Raw genomic sequence first — 24,019 nt, 5'->3', positions numbered from 1 at the left:
CATGGACTACGTGCTGTCCATCCTGTCCCTGGGGGCCATAAACGGAATAGCGGTCCTGGGGCTCGCCATCTTCACCGGCTTCACCGGCATGTTCTCCCTGGGGCACTCCGCCTTTGTGGGCATTGGGGCCTACGGGTCCGCCATCCTGACCTACTACTACTTCGTTCCCTTCCCCCTGGCCCTGCTGGCGGGCTCCCTGATGGCCGCCCTGGTCGGCCTCCTGGTGGGTGCCCCGGCTCTGAAGGCGGACCTTAGGAGCGACTACTTCGCCATCGCCATCCTGGGCTTCGGGGAGGCGTTCCGGGTGCTGGTGGAGAACCTGGACCTCACCAATGGCGCCAGGGGGCTCCCCGGGCTGGAACCCTTCTCCACCCCGGCCTGGATCTTCGGGTGCCTCGCCCTGGCGCTGGCTCTGGCCTTCAACTTCGTCCGGTCCCCCCTGGGCCGGAGCTGCGCCGCGGTCCGGGAGGATCCGGTGGCGGCCCAGATGGCGGGGGTGAGCCTGTTCACCGTGAGGCTCTGTTCCCTGGCGTTCAGCGCCGCCCTGTGTGGCCTCTCCGGTGGCCTCATGGCCCATTACCTTTCCTTCGTCCAGCCCTCCATGTTCACCCTGACCCAGTCCACCATGTTGCTGGCGGCGGTCATAGCGGGGGGCATGGGGAGCCTCACGGGCCCCTTGCTGGCGGCCTTCATCTTCGTGGCCCTGCCGGAGGCTCTCCGCATGGCCCAGATGTGGCGCCTTGCGGCCTACGGGCTGATCCTGGTGGCCATGATGGTTTTGAGGCCCAAGGGCCTAATGGGGTATCGGGAGGTGTGGCAGCTACTGCCCGCCTTCAGGGGGAGAGGTGACGGGCGTGCTTAGGCTGGAGAGCCTTTCCAAGAGCTTCGGGGGCGTGGCGGCGGTGAGGTCCCTCTCCATGGAGGTGGAGGAGGGGCTCATATGGGGCCTCATAGGCCCCAACGGGGCGGGAAAGACCACGGTCTTCAACCTGGTGTCCGGCGCGGTGCGCCCCGACGGGGGCCGGGTGATCTTCCGGGGCCGGGATATAACCGCCCTGGCCCCCCACAGGATAGTCAAGCTGGGCATGGCGAGGACCTTCCAGAACATAAGGCTCTTCCATAACCTGTCGTGTCTTGAGAACGTGTGCATCCCCATGCTCCAGGCCGAGGGACCCTTGAGGTCCCTCCTGGGCTTCGGGGGCCGGGACGTCCGTCGAAAGGCCATGGACCTGCTGGACCGGGTGGGGCTGGCGGACATGTGGGACCGGGGGGCGGGCACCCTGCCCTACGGGCTCCAGCGGAAGCTGGAGATCGCCCGGGCGCTGGCGTCGGGGCCCAGGCTACTCCTCCTGGATGAGCCCGCGGCGGGGATGAACCCCGAGGAGTCCCGCCGCCTGGGGGACTTTATCACCCAGGTGCGTCAGGCCTTCGGCCTCACGGTGATCCTCATAGAACATCACATGGACGTGATCATGCGGATATGCCACCGGGTGACGGTGATGAACTTCGGCTCCATCCTCTTCCAGGGGACCCCGTCGGAGGTGCTGGGGTCCCGGGACGTGATGGAGGCCTACATGGGCCGGAGGAGGTGGGCGGTAGGTGCTTAAGGTGGAGTCCCTCCGGGTCAGCTACGGCAAGATCGAGGCCCTGAAGGGGGTCAGCCTTGAGGTCTTAGCCGGGGAGCTGGTGGCGCTGGTGGGGTCCAACGGGGCGGGGAAGTCCACCCTAATGTGGACCCTGGCGGGGGTCCTAAGGCCCATGGCGGGCGGGGTGACCTTCAACGGATCCCCCCTGCCCCCCAATCCCTCCCGGGTGGCCCGGATGGGCATGGCCCTGGTGCCCGAGCGGCGGCGCCTCTTCCCGGAGCTCACGGTCCGGGAAAACCTGCTAATGGGGGCCTTCACCCGCCCCAGGGACGAGGCCCCGGGGACCATCGAGGAAGTGTTGCAGATATTCCCCCCCCTGTCGGACAAGATGGATACCCTGGCGGGCTCCCTTTCCGGGGGGGAGCAGCAGATGGTGGCCATAGGGAGGGCCATCATGTCCAGCCCGTCCCTGATGCTACTGGACGAGCCCACCCTGGGGCTCTCGCCCCTCATGGTGGACCGGGTGATGGACGCCATACTGGAGGTCAACCGAAGGGGCGTTTCGGTCCTCCTGGTGGAGCAGAACGCGGAGCTGGCACTGGAGATATCCCAGCGGGCCTACGTGCTGGAGGGGGGATCGGTGGTGCTGGAGGGTCCGTCCCGTCAGGTGGCGTCGAATCCGGCGGTGAGAAGGGCCTACCTGGGGGATGGGGTTGGCATCCCATCCGACTAGCCGCCGACGGGACCTGTAGAGGGGGGAGGCCAGGCCTCCCCCCTTTGAGTCTGAGTTGGTGCCTTACTTCTTGGCCTTCCCCTGGTTGGCCACCGCCTGCTGGGCCTTGGCGATCTCCTCCGGGTCCCCCAGGTAGCGGCTGGATATGGGCTTGAAGTTCTCGTCCAGCTCGTAGAGGAGGGGTATGCCGGTGGGGATGTTGAGCTCCAGGATGTCCTGGTCGGACACGTTGTCCAGGTACTTGACCAGGGCCCTTATGCTGTTCCCGTGGGCCACCAGCAGGACCTTGCGCCCCTCCTTGAGGGAAGGGACGATCTCGTCGTTCCAGTAGGGGAGCACCCGGGCCACCGTGTCCTTGAGGCACTCCCCCAGGGGCACCAGCTCCCTGGGAAGGTCCCTGTAGCGGGGGTCCAGGATGGGGTCCCTCTCGTCCCCCTGGTTCAGCATGGGGGGCCGCACGTCGTAGCTCCTGCGCCAGATCTTTACCTGCTCCTCCCCGTACTTCTCCGCGGTCTCCGCCTTGTTGAGCCCCTGCAGCGCTCCATAGTGACGCTCGTTCAGTCTCCAGGAGGGCTTGACGGGGATCCACATGAGATCCATCTCCTCCTGGATGAGCCACAGGGTCCGGATGGCCCGCTTGAGCACCGAAGTGTAGGCCAGGTCGAAGGTGAAGCCCTCCTCCTTGAGGGTCCTGCCCGCCTTCCGGGCCTCCTCTATCCCCTTGGGGGACAGGTCCACGTCGGTCCAGCCGGTGAACCGGTTCTCCTGGTTCCACTGACTCTCCCCGTGTCGCACCAGAACTATCTTGTACAATCTAATCACCTTCCTAGGTTGGAGTGATCATCTCTCCGATCTCGGACAAATGATATTCTCATAAGATAAGGGATGCAAGCTTCCCACGGGGGGGATGGGGTTGTTCGATTTCCACGAGCCGGTGCCCAGGGCGGGGACCGGGTGCAAGAAGTGGGACCTCCTGGATCGGATCTTCGGTGAGCACCCCAGGGGTATGCTGCCCTTCTGGATCGCCGACACGGAGTTCCGGGTCCCGGAGGAGGTGGTGGAGGAGCTTCGCCGCCGGGTGGATCACGGGATCTTCGGGTACCCGGTTAGGGACCAGCGGGCGGTGGAGGCTGTGGCCCGCTGGTGGGGCAGGAGGCACCGCTGGGAGGTGGACCCGGGCTGGATATGCCACAGCCACGGGGTCATGGGGGGAGTGGCGCTGGCCATCCGGCTCTTCACCCGGGAGGGGGACCGGGTGGCGGTCCAGACCCCCATATACCCCCCCTTCCGCTGGGTGGTGGAGAACAACCGCCGGGTCCTGGTGGAGAACCCCCTGGTCATGCGGGACGGGAGGTACCATATGGACCTGAACGGGCTGGAGGAGATCTTCGCCTCCGGCGCGAGGGCGCTTCTGTTCTGTAGCCCCCACAACCCCACCGGGCGGGTCTGGACCCGTGGGGAGCTCGAGGCCCTGGCGGCCCTGGCGGAGAGGTATGGGGTTCTGGTCATATCCGACGAGATCCACTGTGACCTGGTCTACGATGGATCCCCCGGGCACGTGCCCTTCCCGTCGGTGAGTCCCTGGGCCCGGGAGGGCTCCATTCTCTTCTCGTCCCCCAGCAAGACCTTCAACCTGGCGGGGTTCTACACCGCCTACGGGATAATCCCCAACGGGGCCATGAGGCGGGCCTACGAGACGGAGCTGAACAACCTGTTCATGGACCAGGGTAACGAGCTTGGCCAGCGGGCCATGGGGGCCGCCTACTCCGCCGGGGAGGCCTGGCTCGAGGGGTTGCTCTCGTACCTTAAGGCCAACCGGGACCTGGCGGTCCGGCGCCTCGGCTCCATACCCGGGGTGATCCCCACGGTGCCGGAGGGGACGTTCCTCATGTGGATAGACTTCGGAGGCCTCCTTCGGGACACGGGCCTTACCGCCGCGGGGTTCCTGAAGTGCCTGGGGCTTGCGCTGAACAAGGGGGAGTCCTTCGCGGAGGGGCATCAGGCCTTCGCCCGGCTCAACTTCGGCTGTCCCAGGGCGATGCTGGAGGAGGCATTGGGCCGGATCGAGGAGGGTGCCCGGGCGGTCATATTGGGCCCCAGGGGGTCTGCTTGAGGAGGGATTGGCCGATGGAGGATCTTAGGTTCTGCAGGTTCATGATGGAGGACCGCACGCCCCGGTTCGGTCTCATCCGGGGACAGGTGGTTCACCAGGTTTCGTCGGACCCCTTCGGTCCCATGGAGGAGACGGGTCTTAGGGTCCCATTGGAGGAAGTGAGGCTCCTGCCCCCCGTGACTCCCCCTTACGTCTACTGCGTTGGCAGGAACTACGTGGAGCACGCGGAGGAGCTGGGCAACCGGGTGCCGGAGGAGCCGCTGATCTTCATGAAGCCCGGCACGTGTGTGGTGGGCCCCCAGGATCCGGTCCGGATCCCCCCTTGGGTCGGCCGGGTGGACTACGAGGGGGAGCTGGCGGTGGTGATCCGCCGGAGGTGCCGGAACGTGTCGGAGGAGGAGGCGCTGGACTTCGTCCTGGGGTACACCGGTTTCAACGATGTGACCGCCCGGGACCTCCAGCGGTCCGACGGTCAGTGGACCCGGGCCAAGGGGTTCGACACCTTCGGTCCCCTGGGGCCCTGCTTGAGGCTGGTGAGAGACTGGCGGGAGCTGGGGGACCTGGTCACCCGCCTGAACGGAAGGCAGGTACAGCTGGGGCAGTTCCGCCGGATGGCGTTCCCGGTGGAGAGGATCATAGCCCACGTGAGCCGATTCGCCACCCTGATGCCCGGGGACGTGATAGCCACCGGCACCCCCGCTGGGGTGGGCCCCTTGTCCCCCGGCGACCGGGTGGAAGTGGAGATAGGAGGGGTCGGGTGCCTTTCGAACCCCTGCGAGGCGGATTTGTAACCCGTTGAAGGCCGCCCTGTTAAGGGGTAATATCTGATCGTCAGGTTGGTTCCAGTGCAGGTCCTTAGGGGCCTGATCCGCTGAGTTGAGGAGGGGATTTGAATGGGCGACAAGGTATGGGTTGTCATAGAGGCGGATGGGGAGCGTTACGATGCCCACGTCTTCAGGAACCGGAGCGACGCGGAGCACTACGCCAACGAGAGGCTGGGGGGCGAGGGGATCTGCGCCTGCTCCGGCTGCTGCCCGGATGTGAAGATCGTGGAGACGGTGCTGGTGGATCGGCAGGAGGTCAAGCACGACGACGGCCACTGGGGGGTCCAGGTGCCGGACATAAACGAAACTTTCGTGGAGGGCCTCATGGAGGAGATAGACTGGGAGGGCATTGAGGCGGCCCCCGAGGAGATCAAGGAGAAGTTCTTCAAGGAGAAGGGGGAGGAGGTCCGCAGGGAGGCCCAGAACATCCTCAAGGAGTTCCTCCTGGACGAGCTTAAGGACTACCTGGAGACCCAGTGCCGCTGCCAGGAGGACTGATTCAGGTGTCCGGCCCTTCCGGCGACGTGATGGATCTCATAAGGGCCTCCTCCGTCCTGAGGGGGGCGGTGATGGAGGAGCTTAAGTCAATAGACTCGCTCCTCAACGCCTGGGCGTCCTCTGGGGAGCCCGGCGTGCGGTTCGCCGTGGCCCACGCCCTCTCGTGCAAGCGCCAGGCCCTCTTCGAACTGTGGACCGCCCTTCAGGAGGTGGAGGAGGGGATCTTCTCCGGAACCCCCGAGTGCGACTGCGGCAGGCTTTAGATCCAGGTTGACGGGTCATCTCCCCTGGGGGGGTGGCTTGGTTTGTGCGCCCCCCGGGACGGCTGTCAAGGAAAAGAGCTTGACAGCCGTCCCGGGGGGTGTTAAATTACCTTGGCCTGCGTTTGGGTTTAGCGCGGCGTTGGGGGGTTCTCCATGGAAGACCTGTTGGATGAGCGTCTTAGGCTCTGCGAGCTGTACGACCTCTACGGTGGTCTTCTGACCGAGAAGCAGCGGAGGGCCTTCGAGCTGGTGGTCCTGGAGGACTGCAGTCTCTCGGAGGCGGCGGTGGAGCTGGGGGTGAGCCGACAGGGGGCCCACGACCTGGTTCAGCGGTCCAGGGAGCACCTGGTGGAGGCGGAGAGGGCCCTTGGGGTCCTGGAGGATCGGGAGCGGCTCCGGGGAGAGCTTAAGCGGTTGCTGGACCGCTACGGGTCAAGGCTCCCGGGGGATTTCGTGGAAGAGCTTTCCAAGCTCATAGGCGGAGAGGAGGGGCGGGATGTTTGACTCCCTGAAGGATAGGTTCGAGAAGGTCTTCACCTCCCTTAGGGGCAAGGGCAAGCTGACCGAGGAGGACGTCAAGCTGGCCCTTAGGGAGGTCCGCCTGGCCCTCCTTGAGGCGGACGTGAACTACAAGGTGGTCAAGGACTTCGTTGAGCGGGTTCGTCAGCGGGCCACCGGCCAGGAGGTCCTCTCGTCCATAACCCCCGCCCAGCAGGTCTACGCCATCGTGTTCGAGGAGCTACTGGACCTGATGGGCAGGGAGGTCAAGCCCCTGTCCATATCGCCCAAGCCGCCCACGGTCTACATGATGGTGGGCCTTCAGGGGTCCGGTAAGACCACCACCGCCGCCAAGATAGCCCTCAAGATGAAGAGGTCTCACCGGCCCATGCTGGTGGCCTGCGACCTGAGGCGTCCCGCCGCGGTGGAGCAGCTACGGGTCCTGGCCTCCACGGTGGGAGTCCCCTTCGTGGGACCCGAGGAGGGGGAGACGGATCCCATAAGGGTGGCCCGGCGGGCCCTGGAGAGGTGCTCCGAGACCCTGGTGGACCTGGTGATAGTGGACACCGCCGGTCGGTTCCAGATAGACCAGGAGCTGATGCAGGAGGTCCAGGACCTCAAGGGGGCGGTTAACCCCCACGAGGTGTTGCTGGTGGTGGACTCCATGACCGGTCAGGAGGCGGTGTCGGTTGCCAGCGCCTTCAACGATCGGCTGGGGCTCACCGGGGTGGTGCTCACCAAGCTGGATGGGGACGCCAGGGGTGGCGCCGCCCTTGCCATCCGGGCGGTGACCGGGACTCCGGTCCGGCTCGCCGGGTTGGGCGAGAAGGTGGACGACCTGGAGGTCTTCGACCCCAACAAGATGGCCCAGCGGATCCTGGGCATGGGGGACGTGATGGGGCTTCTCGAGCGGGTCCAGCAGGCCACGTCCGAGGAGGACGTGGAGCGGCTCTCGGAGAGCATAAAGAGGAACCGGTTCACCTTGGAGGACATGTTGATCCAGCTCCGGCAGGTACAGAAGATGGGCCCGTTGGAGAAGGTGATAGAGATGCTCCCGATCCCCGGGGTCAGCAAGGCCTTGAAGGACGCCAACGTGGACCCCAAGAGGATCAAGCACATGGAGGCCATAATCCTGTCCATGACCCCCCGGGAGAGGCGGAACCCGGAGATAATAAAGGGCTCCCGCCGGAGGCGGATAGCCCAGGGGTCTGGCACGTCGGTTCAGATGGTGAACCAGCTTCTGCATCAGTACGAGCAGATGAAGGACCTTATGAAGGCCTTCGGCAAGGGGCCCAAGAGGGGCTTCAAGGTGCCGCCGGGGCTGAAGGGTCTTTTCAGATAGGTTCGTCCCACCGGGACGTAGACCAATTAAAACAGGAGGTGTGAGTCCATGGCGGTTCGCATTCGTTTTGCCCGTCACGGGAGGAAGAAGAGTCCCTTTTATCGTTTGGTGGTGGCGGATTCCCGCTCCCCCAGGGACGGCAAGTTCATCGAGCTCATCGGCACCTACAATCCGATGACCGATCCGGCGGAGCTGAAGGTGAACGAGGAGAGGGCCCTCTACTGGCTTAAGCAGGGAGCCACCCCCTCTGACACCGCCCGGGCGGTGCTGAAGAAGACCGGCGTCTGGGAAAAGTTCGAGGCTGAGAAGGCCTAAAGGGCCCGGTAGCCATGCCTAACTATGCCGCTCTGGTGGAATGGATAGTCAAGGGCCTGGTGGACCTTCCCGACCAGGTGGAGGTCACGGAGGACAGGGGTTCCTCCGGGGCGGTCCTGGTGACCATCAAGGTGGCGGATCAGGACATGGGGAGGGTCATAGGCAAGAAGGGATCCACCATAAACGCCATAAGGCTCATAGCCAAGGCGGCGGCCGTGAAGGCCAAGGAGCGGGTGGACGTGGAGGTCCAGGAGGAAGAGGAGCCAGATGGGGAGCGATAGGTCTCGGGTGACGGTGGGGTGCATAGTGGGCACCCACGGGATCAAGGGGAGCTTGAAGCTTAAGCCCCTGACGGACTATCCCGAGCGCTTCCTGCACATGGAGACCCTCTACCTGGAGTTGCCCCAGGTCAAGGGGCGTCATCGCCCCCCCAGGGAGCTCAAGATCCTGGACGTGCGCTTCCAGGACGGGAAGGACCTCTTCATCGTGACCCTGGAGGGGATCGACACCATCGAGATGGCGGAGGACCTGAAGGGAGCCCTGATCACGGTGGCCCCGGAGGATCGGGTGCCCCTGGAGGAAGGGGTCTACTGGATCGACGACATAATAGGCCTTGAGGTGGTGGAGGACGAGACCGATGCGGTCCTGGGTGTGGTGGAGGACGTGATGCCCACGGGCAGCAACGACGTCTACGAGGTCCGCACCCCCGATGGGGTCCTCAAGATGATACCCGCCACTGGGGAAGTGATCCGCAAGGTGGACCTGGAAGCCCGGCAGATCAGGGTTCACCTGTTGGAGGGCCTCTGGGACTGATGCGGATCACCATCGTGACCGCCTTTCCGGATCTGATCCGGAGTTACCTGGGCTTCAGCGTGGTGGGCCGGGGGGTCTCCTCCGGGGCGCTGGACGTCCGGGTGCTGGACCTTCGGGACTTCGCCGAGGGGCAGTATCGTCAGGTGGACGATTACAGCTTCGGCGGCGGCGGGATGGTCCTCATGGCGGAGCCCCTGGCCAGGGCGGTGGAGTCCCTGGATGATCAGGGTGAGGCGTACGTGGTATGTCCTACCCCTCAGGGGGTTCACCTTCACCAGGAGCTGGTGGAGGAGCTGGCCCGGAAGGATCATCTGGTGCTGGTCTGCGGCCACTACGAGGGGATGGACGAGCGGTTCGTGGAGGAGCATGTGGACCTGGAGGTCTCCCTGGGGGACTTCGTCCTAACCGGAGGGGAGCTGCCCGCCCTGGCGGTGTTGGACTCGGTGGCCCGGCTGGTCCCCGGGGTGGTGGGCAGGATGGAGGCGGTCCGCAACGACTCCTTCTATCGGGGTTTCCTTGACCATCCCCACTACACCAGGCCCGCGGTGTGGCGGGGAATCCGGGCTCCGGAGGTGCTGCTGGGCGGTGACCACGGGGCCATAGAGGAGTTCCGGCGGGACCTGGCGGTCCGCCGCACGCTGGAGAGGCGGCCGGACCTGTTGGCCCGGTGCGGGATAATGGGTTACCTCTGGGGGCGTTTCTACGTCTACCTGGGGGAGGAGGGGTTGGAGTTGGATCGCTGCGCCGCGGTGAGCGGCGCCTTCGGGGCCGTCAGGATGCTGGCCCACAGGTCCCTCAGGGGCCATGAGCCCCAGGGGGTGAAGTTCTTCCCCTCCTTCGGTGGTGCCTTGAGGTGGGTGGCCCAGCGCGACAGGGCGAAGCCCATGGTGCTCTCCGTATCGCCCCGGGGTGGGTTTGAATGGCTCGGGGTGAAGCGTCGGGTGTTGGAGTACCGGGGGCCAGTGGTGTTGGCCCTGGGCGGAGCCTTCCAGGGGGACCTGGAACTGGGGCATCCCGAGGGTCCCACGGGGAAGTGGGGACATCCGGAGGTGCTGGGTTACTGGTTGGGTAGGCTCTTCGACCTGGATCGGGGAGCCTTGGTGAGCGATAATTGACGAGACTCAAAGAGGAGGGAAAGTAGATGATAGATCCGCGCATCGCCTTGGTGGAGAAGAGGTATTCCAAGGCCGATCCCGTGCCTCCCTTCCGGGCGGGTGACACCGTGAAGGTGCACGTGAAGGTCAAGGAGGGTAACCGGGAGAGGATTCAGATCTTCGAGGGCGTGGTGATCGCCCGGCAGCACGGGGGGATCAACGAGAACTTCGTGGTCCGGAAGGTCTCCAACGGCGTTGGGGTGGAGAGGATCTTCCCCGTCCACTGCCCCACGGTGGAGAAGATCGAGCTGGTCCGCCGGGGCCGGGTCCGGAGGGCCAAGCTGTACTACCTGAGGAAGCTCTCCGGCAAGGCGGCCAGGATAAAGGAGAGAAGGGACTTCAACTAGTCCGTATCCCAAGGGTTCCATTTGGAGGGCCGACCCCCGCAGGGGGGTCGGCCCTCCCTCATGCGATGGCCCGCCAATTGATGGAGACCAGCTGGAGGTCAATGCCCGGCAGCTGACGGGGGATGAAGACACGGGGACTCCCCGGTTGGGATAGGCACGGTCCTATCCCTGGAGCTACCCTATGCGCTCGCTTACCTGGTCTGCTTCTCCATCCAGCTGGCCGTATGGTACGTCTTGAACCTACCCCTGGGGCCCGGGGTCGGAATGTTCATGTAACCTCGGCGGTAGCGGCCGGGGGCGGGACTTACCGCCCCCGGTCTGCTAGTAGCTCACCTCCGGCGCGACTTTGAAGGTCAATAGGTTCCCGCCCCTGAGCACCTTTAGTTGGTTCTCCCCGTTAACCAAAAGCTCCCCTAGTGCCTCGGGGCTTGTAACCGGACTTCCGTTGCACTCCACCAGCACGTCCCCTACCTTGAGTCCCGCCGCCTCCGCCACTCCCCCTGGGGTCAGGGAGGATATCACCGCCCCCTTGTGTCCATTCAGTGCCTGAAGCTCCGTCTGGTTAGGGAGCCTCAGCGAGAGACCGAGTCTAACTGGAGCCTTGGAGTCCTGTTGAGGCTGAACTGTGGACTGAAGTGGCTGGGCGAAGGTGAGCGTGGGCGGAGCCTTGGGGAAACGATCCTCCGGTAAGGGGGTCAGCGTCACCGAAGCGGGGCCCTCCTTCCGCAACACCCGGATCTCGTAGGAGGGGAACTTGCCCCGGATGTCCCGGTTCCACTGCTCAACGCTCTCCACCGGCACCCCGTTGCACTCCACCAGCACGTCCCCCACCCTTAGGCCCCCCAGGTGCGCGGGACCCTCCTGAATGACCCAGGTGACCTTGACCCCCTTGGGCTCCTTGAGCCCCAGATCCTTAAGGGGGCCCTTCAGGTCCTTCTCGGCCACGTCCTCGAAGGTGAACCCAAGCCTCGGCAGTATCACGTCCGCCCCCGCCGCCACCGCCAGGGATATGAGCCCATTGAAAAGGGTCTCCGCCGACTCCCTTGTCGGGGTCCTGAAGGTCTTGATCTCGTAGCCGCTGGCCCCCTCCACTCTGAGGCTGACACCCCACTTGTAGTTCTTGTTCAGTTCCGGATAGTTCATCAATCGCAGCCCCCTTACCTTCCTTAAGGGGACCACCGTGACCTCCTCCTCATGGATGGGTTCCACCACCGTCTGGTTGTGTCCCCCCAGTATCCCGAGCCCCGTGTAAACCCACTGCTGCCGGGTCTCCGTGTAGTCCACCGCCCCGAAGGTCCTGAAACCCATGGGGTCCACCTCGATCCTCCTTAATGGAAGCCCCTCCCAGCCCACGAACCGGTCCTGCATGTTCCGGATGGCCCCCTCCGCCTCCTGGGCGGTGGCGTAGAAGGTGGGCACGTGCCAGTACTCCACCGCCCCCAGCGCCGGACTCCAAGACCACAGGGCGCCAATCAGCGCCGTTAGCGAAACCAGATGTCTAAGAGCCCTCGTCATGCCGATCTCCCCCTGGTATGAACGAAATTTTCCCAATTATACCGCAAGGCTCGTGTCCGTGTCCCCCCATGGATCCCCAGGCCTTGTCACCCCAGCTGGCCGGATCCCTTGACTTGCCCCCGTTTGGCTAGTAGAATAGCCCCTGTCAGTGCCGGGGTGGTGGAACTGGTAGACACGCACGTTTGAGGGGCGTGTGGGGAAACCCGTACGAGTTCGAGTCTCGTCCCCGGCACCATTCTTTTACCCTTCCGCCGGCGGACCTGTGAGGGATCCACACCCTCACCGCCTATCCACTTTTCTCGAGAAATCCTCCCGCGCCTGTGGCATAATCTCCTGGGATGGCCCATCGAACCTCATTTCGATCGTGGGGGTAGAATTCATGCGAATACTTGTGACCGGCGGGGCCGGGTACATAGGGAGCCACTGTTGCGTGGAGCTCCTCTCGGAGGGGTATCAGCTGGTGGTGGTAGATAGCCTGGTGAACAGCAAGCCCGAGGCACTTCGGAGGATCCGCAGGATAACCGGCCGGGATCTCGAGTTCTACCGGGGGGATGTGGGGGACCGGGAGCTGCTGGAGCGGGTCTTCTCCGAGAACCGGATAGACGCGGTGATCCACTTCGCGGGGCTCAAGGCGGTGGGGGAGTCGGTGCAGGTGCCCCTAAAGTACTACCGGAACAACGTGTGCGGAACCGTGGCCCTGTGCGAGGCCATGGAGAGGCACCAGATCAAACGGATGGTCTTCAGCTCCTCCGCCACGGTCTACGGGGAGCCCGAGAGGTGCCCCATATCCGAGGACTTCCCCCTGGAGGCCAAGAGCCCCTACGGAAGGACGAAGCTGATGATAGAGCAGATCCTGGGGGACCTGGCCAGCTCCAACCGGGACTTCTCGCTGGTCATACTGCGCTACTTCAACCCAATAGGGGCCCACGAGAGCGGCCTCATGGGGGAGGACCCCAACGGAATACCCAACAACCTGATGCCCTACATAACCCAGGTGGCCTCCGGAAGGCTCGAGACGCTCAACGTCTTCGGAGGGGACTACGATACCCCCGATGGGACCCCCATACGGGACTACATCCACGTGGTGGACCTGGTCAAGGGGCACCTCAAGGCGCTGGACAAGGCCACCTCCTCCGCCGGCACCTTCGTCTACAACCTGGGCACCGGCAGGGGCTACAGCGTCCTGGAGGTGATACGCGCCTTCGAGGCCGCCACGGGGGTAAGGATCCCCTACCGGATAGTGGACCGCCGCCCCGGAGACGTGCCGGTATGCTACGCGGATCCCTCCAAGGCCCTCCGGGAGCTGGGCTGGCGGGCGGAGCGCACCCTGGAGGACATGTGCAGGGATTCCTGGCGTTGGCAGACCATGAACCCCATGGGGTACGATGACCAGGACTGATCACCGCGGGGGGGCGATGCGGGCTCCCCGCTTCCTTCCCGCCACCCCGGAGGAGGCCCGGTCCCTCCCGGGGGGCTTCGACTTCCTCCTGATCACCGGGGATGCCTACGTGGATCACCCAACCTTCGCCAACGCCCTGGTGGGCCGGTACCTGGAGTCCTTGGGCTTCAAGGTGGTTCTGGCCCCCCAGCCGGACTGGAACGACCCGGGATCACTCGAGGCCTACGGGGTCCCCCGGTTGGCGGTGCTGGTGAGCGGCGGGAACGTGGACTCCATGGTGGCCAACTACACCTCCGAGAGACACAGGAGGTCCAGGGACCTGTTCTCCCCCGGGGGACAGCCGGGGCTCAGGCCCGACAGGGCGGTTATGGCCTACGTGAACCTGGCCCGCCGGGCCTTCAAGGGCCTCCCGGTGATAATAGGGGGCATAGAGGCCAGCCTTAGGCGCCTGGCCCATTACGACTACTGGTCCGACAAGGTCCGGAGGTCCATCCTGGTGGACTCCAAGGCGGACCTTCTAATATACGGCATGGGGGAGCGATCCCTTATGGAGGTGGCCCAGCGGCTGGCCCAGGGTCAGGAGGTAAGGACCATCCTGGACGTCAGAGGAACCTGCGTCAGGGTGAGGGACCACCAGGTCCCGGAGGGGGCGATACGCCTCCCGTCCTACGACCAGGTGTCCTCGGATCCCGAGGCCCACTGCGAGGCCTTCCGCCTGGCGTATCTGAACAGTGACCCCTTCGGCGGAAGGCCCATGGTCCAGGACCAGGACCCGGGGCTGGTGCTCCACAACCCGCCCCCCGAGCCCCTGTCCACCCGGGAGCTGGACCGGATCTACCAGCTCCCCTTCGTGGGACTTCCCCACCCCAGGTACCGACAGCCCATACCGGCCCTGGAGGAGGTCCGGTTCAGCGTCACCGCCCACCGGGGCTGCATAGGGGACTGTTCCTTCTGTGCCATCGGGGTTCACCAGGGTAAGAACATCCAGCCCCGGAGCATCCGGTCGGTGGTTCGGGAGGTCCAGCGGTTCCTCCAGTCCAAGGACTTCAAGGGGGTGGTTAGCGACGTGGGGGGCCCCTCCGCCAACTTCCATCAGATGCCGTGCTCCAAGGCGGACCGCTTAGGGGTCTGCCAGGGGCGAAGTTGCCTGAGGCCCAACCCCTGTCCAAACCTGGAGGCGAGGCACCGGGAGTACTTCGAGATGCTGAGGGCGGTCAGGTCCATCCCGGGGGTCAAGCGGGTCTTCGTCCGCTCCGGCGTCCGGTATGACTACCTCATGATGGACCACCCATCTTACCTTCGGGAGCTGTGCGAACACCACGTGAGCGGCCAGATGAGGGTGGCGCCGGAGCACCTCAGCGACCGGGTGACGGAGGTGATGAACAAGCCCCCCCGGGAGGTGTTGCTCCAGTTCATGGACCGCTTCCGGGGCTGTTCCGGCGGGAGGCTCTTCCTGGTGCACTACATAATGACCTCCCACCCGGGTTGCACCCTGGAGGACGCGGTGGAGATGGCGGTCTGGCTAAAACGGCTGCGGATAAGGCCCCGGGAGGTGCAGGACTTCACCCCCACCCCCATGACCCGGTCCACCTGCATGTACGCCACCGGGATGGACCCCATGACCGGCAGGCGGGTTCACGTGCCCAAGGGCCGGGAGAGGCGGCTCCAGCGGGCCCTGGCCCAGTACTGGGTGGAGGAGAACCGGCCCCTGGTGGAGGAGGCCCTCCGGCTGGTGGGGAGGACGGACCTGATCGGGGATGGGCCCCAATGTCTCATCCCCGGTTCCCCGGGGGGATCGAAGGGCGGGCGCCCCAAGGGGATCGGGCCGAGGGGGAGGCGTGGACGGGGGAAAGGGGCTTGACCCCCTCCCCCGGCCCGCTACATGGTGGGCAGGTTGTTCCTGGTTATCCTGAGTATCCGGTCCATCCAGGACTGGAAGCGGACCGCCCTTAGCAGGTTGAGCAGCGTTACGTTGGGGTCCGCCATGCTGCTGCAGGAGTCGTTCTTGAGCGCCGTGGCGTACACCTCCACCGGATACCGGAGGACCCAATCCTTGAGGACCGAGTTGCCGGTGGGGTGGTAGACGATGGCCCCCAGCCCCCCCTCCTTGTGGATGTACACGGTGACCATGAAGGCCTGCTTGCCCAGTGTTCCGGCGGGGAACTCCACCCGGTCCCGGCGGCCGAAGCCCTCCTTCAGGAGCTGCTCGTGCCCGTCGATGATCCGCTCCACCTCTATCAGGGTCAGGTCGTAGAAGTGCCTCACGTACGCCACGATCCGGCGGATGAGGTCCGTGGCGTGGGGGGCTATCTCGGACCTATCCAGGGAGCCCAGAACCTGGACGGTGCCCCGCTGGGACCAGATCTTGTGGGCTATGGAGGTATCGTCCACCGCCGGGTTCTGGGGCTCCACCATCCCCAGCACAGACGCGGCGGAGGAGATCATGAGGGGGGTGTACCACCTCTGGGGGTTTGACCTCATGAACTTGGTTATGAGCCCCCTCCGCTGCAGCCCCTGGACCCCCATGTCCTCCGCCGGCAGCTTGAGCCCCTCCTCCAGGTCCCCTTCCGCAGCGGAGAGGAAGATCTGCGCCTCCTGGTCGTTCATGGGGAAGCAGGGTATGAGCCTGCCCATGGGGGCACCCGGCATGGACCAGGCAAGCCAGAGGGAGTACCTCTTCTCCTCCGGAAGCATGTTGAACTCGTTCTCCCGAGTGATCACCTTGGGCTGGTGAAGGATGTCCGTCAGGGCCCTGAAGGTCTGCCATATCATGGGCTTCACCACCGGGTGCGCCATTGCCTGGTTCATCAGCTGCCACAACGTCTCGTCCAGCTGGGCCACCGTGTAGGTGACGCTGCTCTTGGGGCCGGTCTTCATGTGAAGCTCCCGTCCCTCGTTCAGGAACCAGGACAGGTACGTGGGCTTCCGCTTGCCGGTGCCGTTGTTTATTATGTTCACCACCGGCGAACCATCGGTCAGGTGGAACGTTAGCGTAAGGTTCTCGTCCACCCGCAGGTTCGCTATCTCCTCCCTCATGGACATGGAAAGACCTCCTAAGTTTCTCGTATCAACCCACCTATTTTACTCCCCAGGGCTCAAAAGTGTTTCCCCGGTGTGGATGAGATCTGTGGCCGTGGGTATGAGGTATCCGGGACCCGGGGCCCAGATGGGGTCTCCCGGCTGGCAGATCCCAGCCGGCGGAGCTATCGGCCGAGGCCCGGTATCCGGTATATTATTCGTGTTACATTCGATACCAAAGCGCGGGGCCCAGTGCCCCCTGGGGGTGTTTGCCGTTGAAGGTGGAGGGTGGAAGGGACCTGTGGGGGCTTATGTCCCCCCGGGGGGTGGCGGTGGTTGGGGCCTCCTCTAACCTGGAGAGCATATCCGGCCGGCCGCTGAAGCTGCTGCTCAAGTACGGCTATGGGGGCGGGGTATATCCGGTGAACCCCAAGTACGACTCCATAGGGGGCCTTAGGTGCTACCCGGACGTGGGCTCCATAGACGGGGACGTGGACGTGGCGCTGGTGGCGGTCCGGGCTCCCCTGGTGCCGTCGGTGATCGAGGGATGCGGCAGGAGGGGGATCCGCTTTGCGGTGGTCTTCTCCTCCGGCTTCGCCGAGGCGGGGCGGGAGGACCTGCAGAGGGAGCTGCTGGAGGCGGCGGACCGCTGGGGGGTCCGGATATTGGGCCCCAACTGCCAGGGGCTTGTGAACCTGGCGGGTGGCATCCCCTTGAGCTTCTCCGCCTCCCTGGACACGGACCGGCTTGTGGGGGCCACTCCGGGGGGTATCGCCTACGTGTCCCAGAGCGGCGCCTTCGGCTTCGCCTCCTTCGCCTGCGCGGTGGACCGGGGGGTCCGGTTCCGCCACGTGGTAACCACCGGCAACCAGGCGGACCTGGACACGGTGGAGGTGGCTGGGTGCCTGCTGGAGGACCCGGAGGTCAGGATGCTGCTCCTGTACCTGGAGGGGGTCAGGGACGGGGATCGGTTGGTGGAGCTGCTGATCAGGGCCCGGGAGAGGGACGTGACCGTTGGGTTGATAAAGGCGGGCCGAAGCGAGACTGGCTCCAGGGCCGCCCAGAGCCACACCGCCTCGGTGGCGGGAGATCAGCGGGTGTGGGGGGCGGTGATGGAGCAGTACGGGGCGGTAATGCTGGGTGACATGGAGGACATGATATCCCTGGGGCTCGCCTGCGGGCTCCCTCGTCCCAGGGGCAGACGGGTGGGTATAATCACCACCTCCGGTGGTGCGGGGATAATGATGGCGGACCTGTGCTCCGACCAGGGGCTTCAGGTGCCCCTCCTGGACGAGGGGACCCAGGAGAGGATCCGGAGGGTGATACCCCCCTTCGGCTCCCCCGCCAACCCGGTGGACGTGACCGCCCAGGTGATAAACGATCCCCAGGGAATGACCGAGTGCCTGTCCGCCCTGGAGGCGGACCCCAACGTGGACATGATGAGCGTGGTGATCTCCATGATCACCGGTCAGGCGGGGGAGAGCACCGCCAGGCAGGTGGCGGACTTCGCCGCTTCTTCCCGGAAGCCCCTGGTGTGCTCCTGGCTCATCGACCGAGAGCACGGGGGGGATCTGACCTCCTACCTTTCGGAGCGGGGAGTTCCGGTGATCGGCAGCCTCAGGCAGGCGGCGTGGACGCTGGGGGCCATAAGCAGGCCGAGGGGCAGCTTCTTAAGCGGTGACCTCCCCGGTTTGCCTTGTGACGATCCCCTTCGTGGGCTGGAGGGGCTGCTCACCGAGCACCAGGCCAAGCAGGTCCTAAAGGCCTGGGGCGTGCCGGTCACCATGGAGGAGATGGTGAGGGACCCGGATGAGGCCCGGGTGGCGGCGGAGAGGATCGGCTACCCGGTGGCCCTCAAGGTCATGTCCCGCCAGATACCCCACAAGACCGACGCGGGGGTGGTGGCCCTCAACGTGAAGGGCCCCGGGGAGCTTAAGGAGGCCTTCGATCGGGTGATGGACGCCGCCCGCCGGGTCCAGGGGGCCCGGTTGGACGGGGTCCTGGTTCAGCGGATGGCTAGTGGGGTGGAGTGCATCGTGGGGGTCAAGCGGGATCCGGTCTTCGGCCCCGTGGTGGTCTTCGGCCTAGGAGGGGTTCTGGTGGAGGTCCTGAAGGACGTGGCGGTTCGCAGGGCCCCGGTGAGCCCGGAGGAGGCCCTGGAGATGATCCGGTCCCTCAGGGGATACCCGATCTTCGGCCCCTTCCGGGGCAGGGGACCCCTGGATCAGGGGGCGGTGGCGGAGGTCATCTCCCGGGTGTCCATCTTGGCGATGGATCCCAGGCTGCTGGAGCTGGACGTGAACCCCCTCTTCGTGATGGAGGAGGGACAAGGGGTTGTCTGCGCCGACGCGCTTATGAACGTCAAGGGGGAGTGATGGGATGAGCTGGTTATGGCCTCTGATAGGTTACCTGGCGGGTTCCTGTCCCACCGGCTACCTGGTGGTCAAGCTGATGCGGGGGGAGGACATCCGCAACTACGGCTCCGGGAACATAGGAGCCACCAACGTGGGGAGGGTTATGGGCCGCCGGTGGGCCATAACCGTGGCCCTCATCGACATGCTCAAGGGGGGGGCGGTGGTGGCCCTGGCCATGGCCATGGGGCTTAGGGACCACGGGCTGCTGGCCATGACGGGGCTCTTCGGGATCCTGGGGCACAACTTCCCGGTGTGGCTCCGGTTCAAGGGGGGCAAGGGGGTGGCCACCTCCTTTGGGGTCATGTTCTTCTACAACTGGTTCTGCCCCTGGCCCGCCCTGATCGGCGGGGCCCTCTGGTACCTGGTGATGAAGGTGACCCGTTACGTATCCCTGGCCTCCCTGGTGGGGCTTTACGCCTGCGCCCTGGCCATGGGGCTCTTCCGGGCCCCATCCCCCTACGTGGCCGCCTCGTTCGCTCTGGCTCTGCTGTCCACCGTCAGGCACAAGGACAACATCCGCCGGCTGCTGGCGGGTACCGAGAACCGGGTGGGGCAGAAGAGGGTCTGACGCTTGGTTGACTTATATTGACCATATGTATAAAATTACCCCCAGAAGCAGTTTAGGGAGGGGTAATCGTGTCCAGTCTGACCAAGGCCATCGAGGAGTACATAACCCAGCTCTTCAATGAGGCGGGTTCCCACCAGATCTCCTTGAGGCGCAAGGAGCTGGCGGAGAGGTTCGGTTGCGTTCCGAGCCAGATAAACTACGTGCTCCGGAGCCGGTTTGCCCCGGAGCAGGGCTTTGTGGTGGAGAGCCAGAGGGGAGGGCATGGTTACATAAGGATAGTCCGGCTGAGGCTCCGGGACCCCAACGAGAGGGTGGAGCACCTGGAGAAGCTCATAGGCCGGTCCATAACTGAGCAGGAGAGCAAGCGGCTCCTGTCGAACCTGGAGAAGCGGGGGCTCATAACCCCGAGGGAGAGGCTGATCATAGAGGTGGCGCTGAGGAACCAGGATGAGCAGTTCCGGAACCTGTTCGACGTGCCGGTCTTTCGCCGGGACACCATGAGGGCGGACCTGCTCAAGCGCCTCATAACCAGCCTGGCCCTCATGTAGCCCCGCCGGTATGGGTCGATGAAATGTGAGCGGTGCGGAGGGGAGGCGTCCATAAACATAAGGTCCATCTCCGGCGGCGTGTCGGAGGAGCACTGGCTCTGTCCCCAGTGCGCCGCCCAGGTGGGGCTCCATGCGGGGCCCTTCTCCATCTCCATATCCCTCAAGGACCTGTTGCCCTCCCTGGCGTCGTCCACCTGCGGGGAGGAGGAGCTCACCTGCCCGTCCTGCGGTCTCACCTGGTCCAGGTTCGCCAAGACCGGGCTCCTGGGTTGCGGGGGCTGTTACGACGCCTTCGCCAGGCGGCTCACCCACATAATAAGGCGGGTCCAGGCGGGGGAGTTCCACCGGGGCCGCCGTCCCGCGGAGGACCGGCAGGAGGTGGAGAGGCTCAAGGAGGAGCTGAGGCGGGCCCTGGAGGAGGAGGCCTACGAGAGGGCGGCGGTGATCCGGGACCGGATAAGGGAGATAGAGGGGGGAGATCGGGATGCTTGCCGCTGAGCTGGCGTCCCGGCCCCTGGAGTGGTTCTCCGCCCGGGGAGACCTGGCGGAGGTGGTCATGTCCAGCCGGATTCGGTTCGCCCGGAACCTGAAGGACCGGCCCTTCCCCACCTTCGCTTCTCCGGAGGACCTCACGTCCGCCCAGGAGGAGGTCATGTCCCTTCTCCTGTCGGTGGAGCACCTAAGGGACAGCGCGGTGTATCACATCGACCAGCTGGATTCCCTGTCGAGGCAGGTGTTGCTTGAGAACCGGCAGATAAGCCCCGCGCTGGCCCGGGGAGGGCCAGGCAGGTCGGTGGTTACCGACTCCAGGGGGGTGGTGTCCGCCATGGTCAACGAGGAGGACCACCTTCGTCTTCAGGTGCTGCTGGGGGGGCTTAACCTGAGGGAGGCCCTGAGCGTTGCCAGCTCCATCCTTGAGCGGGTGGACGAGTCCCGGTTCGCCTTTCACAGGTCCCTTGGGTTCCTCTCCAGCTGTCCCACCAACGTGGGGACCGGCCTTCGGGCGTCGGTGATGCTGCACCTGCCTGGGCTCCAGCGGTTGGGTCGGATGGAGGCGGTGTCCCTGGAGTGTCAAAAGCTGGGTTTGGTGGTTAGGGGTGCTTTCGGGGAGGGGACCCCTTCCCAGGGGGCCATATTTCAGATATCCAACCAGGTGACCTTGGGGCCTACCGAGGAGGAACTGGAGGAGAAGACCTCCGCGGTGGCCCGTCGGCTGTTCGAAGAGGAGATGAGGGCCCGTCAGGAGCTGCTTCGGGTTGGAGGCGAGAACTTGGAGGACAGCATATTCAGGGCCTATGGCATACTGACCAACGCCAGGCTCCTGTCCAGCCGGGAGGCCATGGAGCTGCTGTCCACACTACGGCTAGGTAGCTCTCTTGGGATGTTGCGGCCAATGCCGGCGGGGTTCTGGAACCGGCTGGTTATGGATGTCCAGCCCGGCAGAGTTCAGGCCCTCCGGTGCCCGGACGATACGGATCCATCGGGTCGCAGGAGGGCCCGTGCCGCCCTGGTTAGGGAGAGGCTGGCGGAGATGGCGGCGTGACAGCAACCCGGAGCTTTCCCGCCCTTGGCGTTGGTTCCCGCTGGGTGTTTGAGAGGGGGTATTTCCGTGTGGCAGTTTTTCACTGAACGGGGCAAGAAGGTTATCCAGCTGGCCCATAGGGAGGCCTTGAGGCTGGGTCATGAGGTGATAGGCACCGAGCACCTTCTGCTGGGTCTCTTGGCGGAGGGCGAGGGGGTGGCTGCTCAGGTGCTGAAGATGGCCGGGCTGGACCTGGACGAGATAAGGGAGCAGGTGGAGCGGGTTGTGGGAGTTGGGGAGCCCAAGGAGAAGGCGGTGGACCTGCCGCTGAGTCCCCGGGCCAAGAGGGCTCTGGATCTGGCCATGCGAGAGGCCAGGAACATGGCGGTGAACTATGTGGGCACCGAACACATCCTTTTGGGGCTCCTGGCGGAGGGAGAGGGGGTTGCGTTCCAGATCCTGATCCGTATGGGGTTAGACCCGGTGAAGGTTAGGCAGGAGGTCCAGTCGTACCTGTCCGGCACATCTTCGGACATCCAGGATCCCCGCAGGGGCTCTGATGAGCAGGATCGGAAGGGTGCTCAGGCCAGCAAGACCCCCACGTTGGACCAGCTTGGAATGGATCTGTCCGAGATGGCCAAGAGTGGGGAGCTGGACCCGGTGATAGGCCGGGCCAAGGAGATCCAAAGGCTTGTCCAGGTCCTCTCCCGCCGAACCAAGAACAACCCGGTGCTCATCGGAGATCCTGGGGTCGGCAAGACCGCCATAGTTGAGGGCCTTGCTCAGCGGATAGCCTCCGGGGACATCCCGGAGGTGTTGAAGGGCAAGCGGGTGGTGCAGCTGAACGTGGGGAACCTGGTGGCGGGAACTAAGTATCGAGGCGAGTTTGAGGAGAGGATGAGGAAGCTGGTCAAGGAGCTGAAGGAGAGCCGATCGGTGATCCTCTTCATAGACGAGATCCACACCATAGTGGGCGCCGGGGGCGCCGAGGGGGCGGTGGACGCGGCCAACATCCTGAAGCCAAGTCTTGCCAGGGGCGAGTTTCAGGTGATAGGGGCCACCACCATGGAAGAGTACCGGAAGTACATAGAGAAGGATGCGGCGTTGGAGCGTCGTTTCCAGCCCATCCAGGTGGAGGAGCCTTCGGAGGAGGACACGGTTAAGATACTGGAGGGTCTCAGGGATCGCTACGAGGCCCATCATAGGGTCAAGATATCCGACGACGCCCTGGTGGCGGCTGCCAGGCTGTCCAAGCGGTTCATCACCGAGCGGTTCCTGCCCGACAAGGCCATAGACCTGATAGACGAGGCGGGGGCCCGGGCCAGGCTCAAGACCATGGAGGCCCCGGAGGACCTGAAGGAGCTGGAGCGGAGGCTTGAGGAGGTCCGGAAGGAGAAGGAGTCAGCGGTGATGGCCCAGGAGTTTGAGAAGGCCGCCGCTCTTAGGGACGAGGAGCGGCGGATGTACGAGGAGATCGAGCAGCTCCGCCGGGATTGGCAGTCTCGCCGCAACCAGGAGGAGCCGGTGGTGACCGGTGAGGACGTGGCCACCATAGTCTCCGAGTGGACCGGGGTACCGGTGGTTCAGCTCACTGAGGAGGAGGCCAAGCGGCTTCTTCGGATGGAGGAGGAGATCCATTCCCGGCTGGTGGGGCAGGAGGAGGCGGTGAACGCCGTGGCCCGGGCGATACGGCGGGGCCGGAGCGGTCTCAAGGATCCCCGTCGTCCGGTGGGGAGCTTCCTGTTCCTGGGGCCCACTGGGGTGGGCAAGACGGAGCTGGCCCGTCGGCTTGCGTGGTTCCTCTTCGGCAGCGAGGATGCCATGATCCGGTTCGACATGAGCGAGTTCATGGAGCGCCACGAGGTGGCCAAGCTGATAGGGGCACCTCCGGGTTATGTGGGTCACGAGGAGGGGGGGAAGCTCACCGAGGCGGTGCGCCGCAGGCCCTACTCGGTGATCCTTTTCGACGAGATAGAGAAGGCCCACCCGGACGTGTTCAACATCCTGCTGCAGCTGCTGGAGGATGGACGGCTCACCGATGGACAGGGGCACTTGGTGAACTTCAGGAACACGGTGATAATAATGACCAGCAACGTTGGGGCCTCGGAGGGGACCAGGTCCCACCTGGGTTTCTCCTCCGGTGATGAGGATCAGGCCATGGCGGGTTGGGACAGGACCAGGGGGGCCATAATGGACGCGGTGAAGCGCACCTTCCGGCCGGAGTTCCTGAACCGGGTGGACGAGATGGTGGTCTTCCGGCCCCTTAAGAGGGAGGAGCTTCGCCAGATAGCCGCCATGATGCTGGACGAGGTGGTGGCCCGGTGCGGCGAGCGGGGGATATCCCTTGCGGTGGACCCCCAGGTGGTGGAGAGGGTCCTGGACGAGGGGTTCGACCCCAAGTTCGGCGCCAGGCCATTGAGGCGCACCATCCAGCGGATGACAGAGGATCCGCTCTCTGATATGATGCTGGAGGGCAAGGTGCCCCAGGGTGCCCGGGTGGAGGCGGTGATGGAGGATGGCCGGGTCTCCTTCCGGGTGGAACACTAAAA

The 24,019-nt window shown here is 64.9% G+C and carries 26 protein-coding genes and 1 tRNA gene; 24 read left to right on the top strand and 3 right to left on the bottom strand.

Translation table 11 applies throughout. The features are described 5' to 3' along the window. The first annotated feature begins 1 nt into the window (after nt 1). From TACI_RS07360 to TACI_RS07350, 3 genes are read left to right on the top strand one after another with little or no spacing between them, the layout of a single operon-like run. Nucleotides 2-862: a branched-chain amino acid ABC transporter permease gene (locus TACI_RS07360; RefSeq protein WP_012870168.1), complete on the top strand. Its 861-nt coding sequence runs from the start codon at nt 2-4 to the stop codon at nt 860-862. Further along, entirely contained in the window at nt 855-1,607 is a 753-nt protein-coding gene (locus TACI_RS07355) for an ABC transporter ATP-binding protein (protein ID WP_242601093.1), read from the top strand. Before TACI_RS07360 ends, TACI_RS07355 begins: the two co-directional genes overlap by 8 nt. After that, a complete protein-coding gene (locus TACI_RS07350) occupies nt 1,600-2,319 on the top strand; it encodes an ABC transporter ATP-binding protein (protein WP_012870166.1) in 720 nt (239 codons plus the stop codon). The genes TACI_RS07355 and TACI_RS07350 overlap by 8 nt, the downstream gene beginning before the upstream one ends. 63 nt (nt 2,320-2,382) lie before the next feature. On the opposite strand, the gene gpmA is transcribed toward TACI_RS07350, so the two are convergent. Beyond that, complete coding sequence (gene gpmA, locus TACI_RS07345) at nt 2,383-3,132, bottom strand: 2,3-diphosphoglycerate-dependent phosphoglycerate mutase (RefSeq protein ID WP_012870165.1); 750 nt, start codon at nt 3,130-3,132, stop codon at nt 2,383-2,385. Nucleotides 3,133-3,226: 94 nt separating this feature from the next. Here gpmA and TACI_RS07340 point away from each other — a divergent pair, with 94 nt between their 5' ends. The 12 genes from TACI_RS07340 (at nt 3,227) to TACI_RS09455 (ending at nt 10,762) form a co-directional block, all read left to right on the top strand. Beyond that, the gene (locus TACI_RS07340; protein ID WP_164925207.1) at nt 3,227-4,432 is read left to right on the top strand and encodes a MalY/PatB family protein; all 1,206 of its coding nucleotides are present in this window, start codon (nt 3,227-3,229) and stop codon (nt 4,430-4,432) included. A 14-nt stretch (nt 4,433-4,446) separates the two neighbouring features. Continuing rightward, the gene (locus TACI_RS07335) at nt 4,447-5,223 is read left to right on the top strand and encodes a fumarylacetoacetate hydrolase family protein (RefSeq protein WP_012870163.1); all 777 of its coding nucleotides are present in this window, start codon (nt 4,447-4,449) and stop codon (nt 5,221-5,223) included. Between the two features lie 102 nt (nt 5,224-5,325). Continuing rightward, nucleotides 5,326-5,754 (top strand): hypothetical protein, encoded by a 429-nt coding sequence (locus tag TACI_RS07330; protein ID WP_012870162.1) that lies wholly within the window; start codon nt 5,326-5,328, stop codon nt 5,752-5,754. 5 nt (nt 5,755-5,759) lie between these two features. Continuing rightward, nucleotides 5,760-6,017 carry a hypothetical protein gene (locus TACI_RS07325; protein WP_012870161.1) on the top strand — a complete coding sequence of 86 codons (258 nt, stop codon included), beginning with the start codon at nt 5,760-5,762 and terminating at the stop codon, nt 6,015-6,017. A 153-nt stretch (nt 6,018-6,170) separates the two neighbouring features. Next, on the top strand, nt 6,171-6,521 hold the full coding sequence (locus tag TACI_RS07320; RefSeq protein ID WP_012870160.1) for a sigma factor-like helix-turn-helix DNA-binding protein: 351 nt from the start codon (nt 6,171-6,173) through the stop codon (nt 6,519-6,521). Beyond that, nucleotides 6,514-7,857: a signal recognition particle protein gene (gene ffh / locus TACI_RS07315; RefSeq protein WP_012870159.1), complete on the top strand. Its 1,344-nt coding sequence runs from the start codon at nt 6,514-6,516 to the stop codon at nt 7,855-7,857. Before TACI_RS07320 ends, ffh begins: the two co-directional genes overlap by 8 nt. Before the next feature lie 48 nt (nt 7,858-7,905). Beyond that, the gene (rpsP, locus tag TACI_RS07310; RefSeq protein ID WP_012870158.1) at nt 7,906-8,172 is read left to right on the top strand and encodes a 30S ribosomal protein S16; all 267 of its coding nucleotides are present in this window, start codon (nt 7,906-7,908) and stop codon (nt 8,170-8,172) included. 14 nt (nt 8,173-8,186) lie between these two features. Beyond that, nucleotides 8,187-8,453, top strand: coding sequence for a KH domain-containing protein (locus tag TACI_RS07305; protein WP_012870157.1), 267 nt, complete (start codon nt 8,187-8,189; stop codon nt 8,451-8,453). Next, nucleotides 8,440-8,985, top strand: coding sequence for a ribosome maturation factor RimM (gene rimM, locus TACI_RS07300; RefSeq protein ID WP_012870156.1), 546 nt, complete (start codon nt 8,440-8,442; stop codon nt 8,983-8,985). Before TACI_RS07305 ends, rimM begins: the two co-directional genes overlap by 14 nt. Next, complete coding sequence (gene trmD, locus TACI_RS07295) at nt 8,985-10,100, top strand: tRNA (guanosine(37)-N1)-methyltransferase TrmD (protein ID WP_012870155.1); 1,116 nt, start codon at nt 8,985-8,987, stop codon at nt 10,098-10,100. The genes rimM and trmD overlap by 1 nt, the downstream gene beginning before the upstream one ends. Before the next feature lie 26 nt (nt 10,101-10,126). Next, nucleotides 10,127-10,486, top strand: a complete 360-nt coding sequence (gene rplS, locus TACI_RS07290) for a 50S ribosomal protein L19 (protein WP_012870154.1) — start codon at nt 10,127-10,129, stop codon at nt 10,484-10,486. A gap of 150 nt (nt 10,487-10,636) precedes the next feature. Then, nucleotides 10,637-10,762 (top strand): AbgT family transporter, encoded by a 126-nt coding sequence (locus tag TACI_RS09455; RefSeq protein ID WP_164925440.1) that lies wholly within the window; start codon nt 10,637-10,639, stop codon nt 10,760-10,762. 45 nt (nt 10,763-10,807) lie between these two features. Here the strand turns inward: TACI_RS09455 and TACI_RS07280 are convergent, their stop codons facing one another. Further along, nucleotides 10,808-12,001, bottom strand: coding sequence for a PDZ domain-containing protein (locus tag TACI_RS07280; RefSeq protein ID WP_012870153.1), 1,194 nt, complete (start codon nt 11,999-12,001; stop codon nt 10,808-10,810). A gap of 150 nt (nt 12,002-12,151) precedes the next feature. Here TACI_RS07280 and TACI_RS07275 point away from each other — a divergent pair. From TACI_RS07275 to TACI_RS07265, 3 genes are all read left to right on the top strand, one after another. Beyond that, a tRNA-Leu gene (locus TACI_RS07275) sits at nt 12,152-12,236 on the top strand. 144 nt (nt 12,237-12,380) lie between these two features. Further along, nucleotides 12,381-13,400, top strand: coding sequence for a UDP-glucose 4-epimerase GalE (gene galE / locus TACI_RS07270; protein ID WP_012870152.1), 1,020 nt, complete (start codon nt 12,381-12,383; stop codon nt 13,398-13,400). Nucleotides 13,401-13,416: 16 nt separating this feature from the next. Continuing rightward, entirely contained in the window at nt 13,417-15,261 is a 1,845-nt protein-coding gene (locus TACI_RS07265; protein ID WP_012870151.1) for a YgiQ family radical SAM protein, read from the top strand. A 17-nt stretch (nt 15,262-15,278) separates the two neighbouring features. Here the strand turns inward: TACI_RS07265 and TACI_RS07260 are convergent, their stop codons facing one another. Continuing rightward, complete coding sequence (locus tag TACI_RS07260) at nt 15,279-16,442, bottom strand: hypothetical protein (protein WP_012870150.1); 1,164 nt, start codon at nt 16,440-16,442, stop codon at nt 15,279-15,281. Nucleotides 16,443-16,699: 257 nt separating this feature from the next. Between TACI_RS07260 and TACI_RS07255 the strand changes: the two genes are divergently transcribed. From TACI_RS07255 to TACI_RS07230, 6 genes are all read left to right on the top strand, one after another. Next, nucleotides 16,700-18,793 carry an acetate--CoA ligase family protein gene (locus TACI_RS07255; protein WP_242601208.1) on the top strand — a complete coding sequence of 698 codons (2,094 nt, stop codon included), beginning with the start codon at nt 16,700-16,702 and terminating at the stop codon, nt 18,791-18,793. 4 nt (nt 18,794-18,797) lie between these two features. Then, on the top strand, nt 18,798-19,400 hold the full coding sequence (plsY, locus tag TACI_RS07250) for a glycerol-3-phosphate 1-O-acyltransferase PlsY (protein WP_012870148.1): 603 nt from the start codon (nt 18,798-18,800) through the stop codon (nt 19,398-19,400). A gap of 68 nt (nt 19,401-19,468) precedes the next feature. Then, nucleotides 19,469-19,948 carry a CtsR family transcriptional regulator gene (locus TACI_RS07245; RefSeq protein ID WP_012870147.1) on the top strand — a complete coding sequence of 160 codons (480 nt, stop codon included), beginning with the start codon at nt 19,469-19,471 and terminating at the stop codon, nt 19,946-19,948. Between the two features lie 18 nt (nt 19,949-19,966). After that, nucleotides 19,967-20,446: a UvrB/UvrC motif-containing protein gene (locus tag TACI_RS07240; protein ID WP_012870146.1), complete on the top strand. Its 480-nt coding sequence runs from the start codon at nt 19,967-19,969 to the stop codon at nt 20,444-20,446. Then, a complete protein-coding gene (locus tag TACI_RS07235; RefSeq protein WP_012870145.1) occupies nt 20,433-21,491 on the top strand; it encodes an ATP--guanido phosphotransferase in 1,059 nt (352 codons plus the stop codon). The genes TACI_RS07240 and TACI_RS07235 overlap by 14 nt, the downstream gene beginning before the upstream one ends. Before the next feature lie 66 nt (nt 21,492-21,557). Further along, on the top strand, nt 21,558-24,017 hold the full coding sequence (locus TACI_RS07230; protein ID WP_012870144.1) for an ATP-dependent Clp protease ATP-binding subunit: 2,460 nt from the start codon (nt 21,558-21,560) through the stop codon (nt 24,015-24,017). Nucleotides 24,018-24,019: the final 2 nt, after the last annotated feature.

Source organism: Thermanaerovibrio acidaminovorans DSM 6589, assembly GCF_000024905.1.
Lineage (GTDB): Bacteria > Synergistota > Synergistia > Synergistales > Synergistaceae > Thermanaerovibrio > Thermanaerovibrio acidaminovorans.
The sequence above is the reverse complement of the archived record's forward strand: the minus strand, read 5'-3'. Positions and strand labels throughout refer to the sequence as shown.

Bases quoted from the DNA above. Each gene is read 5' to 3' on its own strand.
- TACI_RS07235 (WP_012870145.1), top strand. From the start codon at position 20,433: ATGCTTGCCGCTGAGCTGGCGTCCCGGCCCCTGGAGTGGTTCTCCGCC.
- TACI_RS07305 (WP_012870157.1), top strand. From the start codon at position 8,187: ATGCCTAACTATGCCGCTCTGGTGGAATGGATAGTCAAGGGCCTGGTG.
- galE (WP_012870152.1), top strand. From the start codon at position 12,381: ATGCGAATACTTGTGACCGGCGGGGCCGGGTACATAGGGAGCCACTGT.
- TACI_RS07260 (WP_012870150.1), bottom strand. From the start codon at position 16,442: ATGTCCATGAGGGAGGAGATAGCGAACCTGCGGGTGGACGAGAACCTT.
- rimM (WP_012870156.1), top strand. From the start codon at position 8,440: ATGGGGAGCGATAGGTCTCGGGTGACGGTGGGGTGCATAGTGGGCACC.
- TACI_RS07320 (WP_012870160.1), top strand. From the start codon at position 6,171: ATGGAAGACCTGTTGGATGAGCGTCTTAGGCTCTGCGAGCTGTACGAC.
- TACI_RS07240 (WP_012870146.1), top strand. From the start codon at position 19,967: ATGAAATGTGAGCGGTGCGGAGGGGAGGCGTCCATAAACATAAGGTCC.
- TACI_RS07280 (WP_012870153.1), bottom strand. From the start codon at position 12,001: ATGACGAGGGCTCTTAGACATCTGGTTTCGCTAACGGCGCTGATTGGC.
- rpsP (WP_012870158.1), top strand. From the start codon at position 7,906: ATGGCGGTTCGCATTCGTTTTGCCCGTCACGGGAGGAAGAAGAGTCCC.
- rplS (WP_012870154.1), top strand. From the start codon at position 10,127: ATGATAGATCCGCGCATCGCCTTGGTGGAGAAGAGGTATTCCAAGGCC.
- trmD (WP_012870155.1), top strand. From the start codon at position 8,985: ATGCGGATCACCATCGTGACCGCCTTTCCGGATCTGATCCGGAGTTAC.
- TACI_RS07265 (WP_012870151.1), top strand. From the start codon at position 13,417: ATGCGGGCTCCCCGCTTCCTTCCCGCCACCCCGGAGGAGGCCCGGTCC.
- TACI_RS07340 (WP_164925207.1), top strand. From the start codon at position 3,227: ATGGGGTTGTTCGATTTCCACGAGCCGGTGCCCAGGGCGGGGACCGGG.
- TACI_RS07360 (WP_012870168.1), top strand. From the start codon at position 2: ATGGACTACGTGCTGTCCATCCTGTCCCTGGGGGCCATAAACGGAATA.
- TACI_RS07330 (WP_012870162.1), top strand. From the start codon at position 5,326: ATGGGCGACAAGGTATGGGTTGTCATAGAGGCGGATGGGGAGCGTTAC.
- ffh (WP_012870159.1), top strand. From the start codon at position 6,514: ATGTTTGACTCCCTGAAGGATAGGTTCGAGAAGGTCTTCACCTCCCTT.
- plsY (WP_012870148.1), top strand. From the start codon at position 18,798: ATGAGCTGGTTATGGCCTCTGATAGGTTACCTGGCGGGTTCCTGTCCC.
- TACI_RS07335 (WP_012870163.1), top strand. From the start codon at position 4,447: ATGGAGGATCTTAGGTTCTGCAGGTTCATGATGGAGGACCGCACGCCC.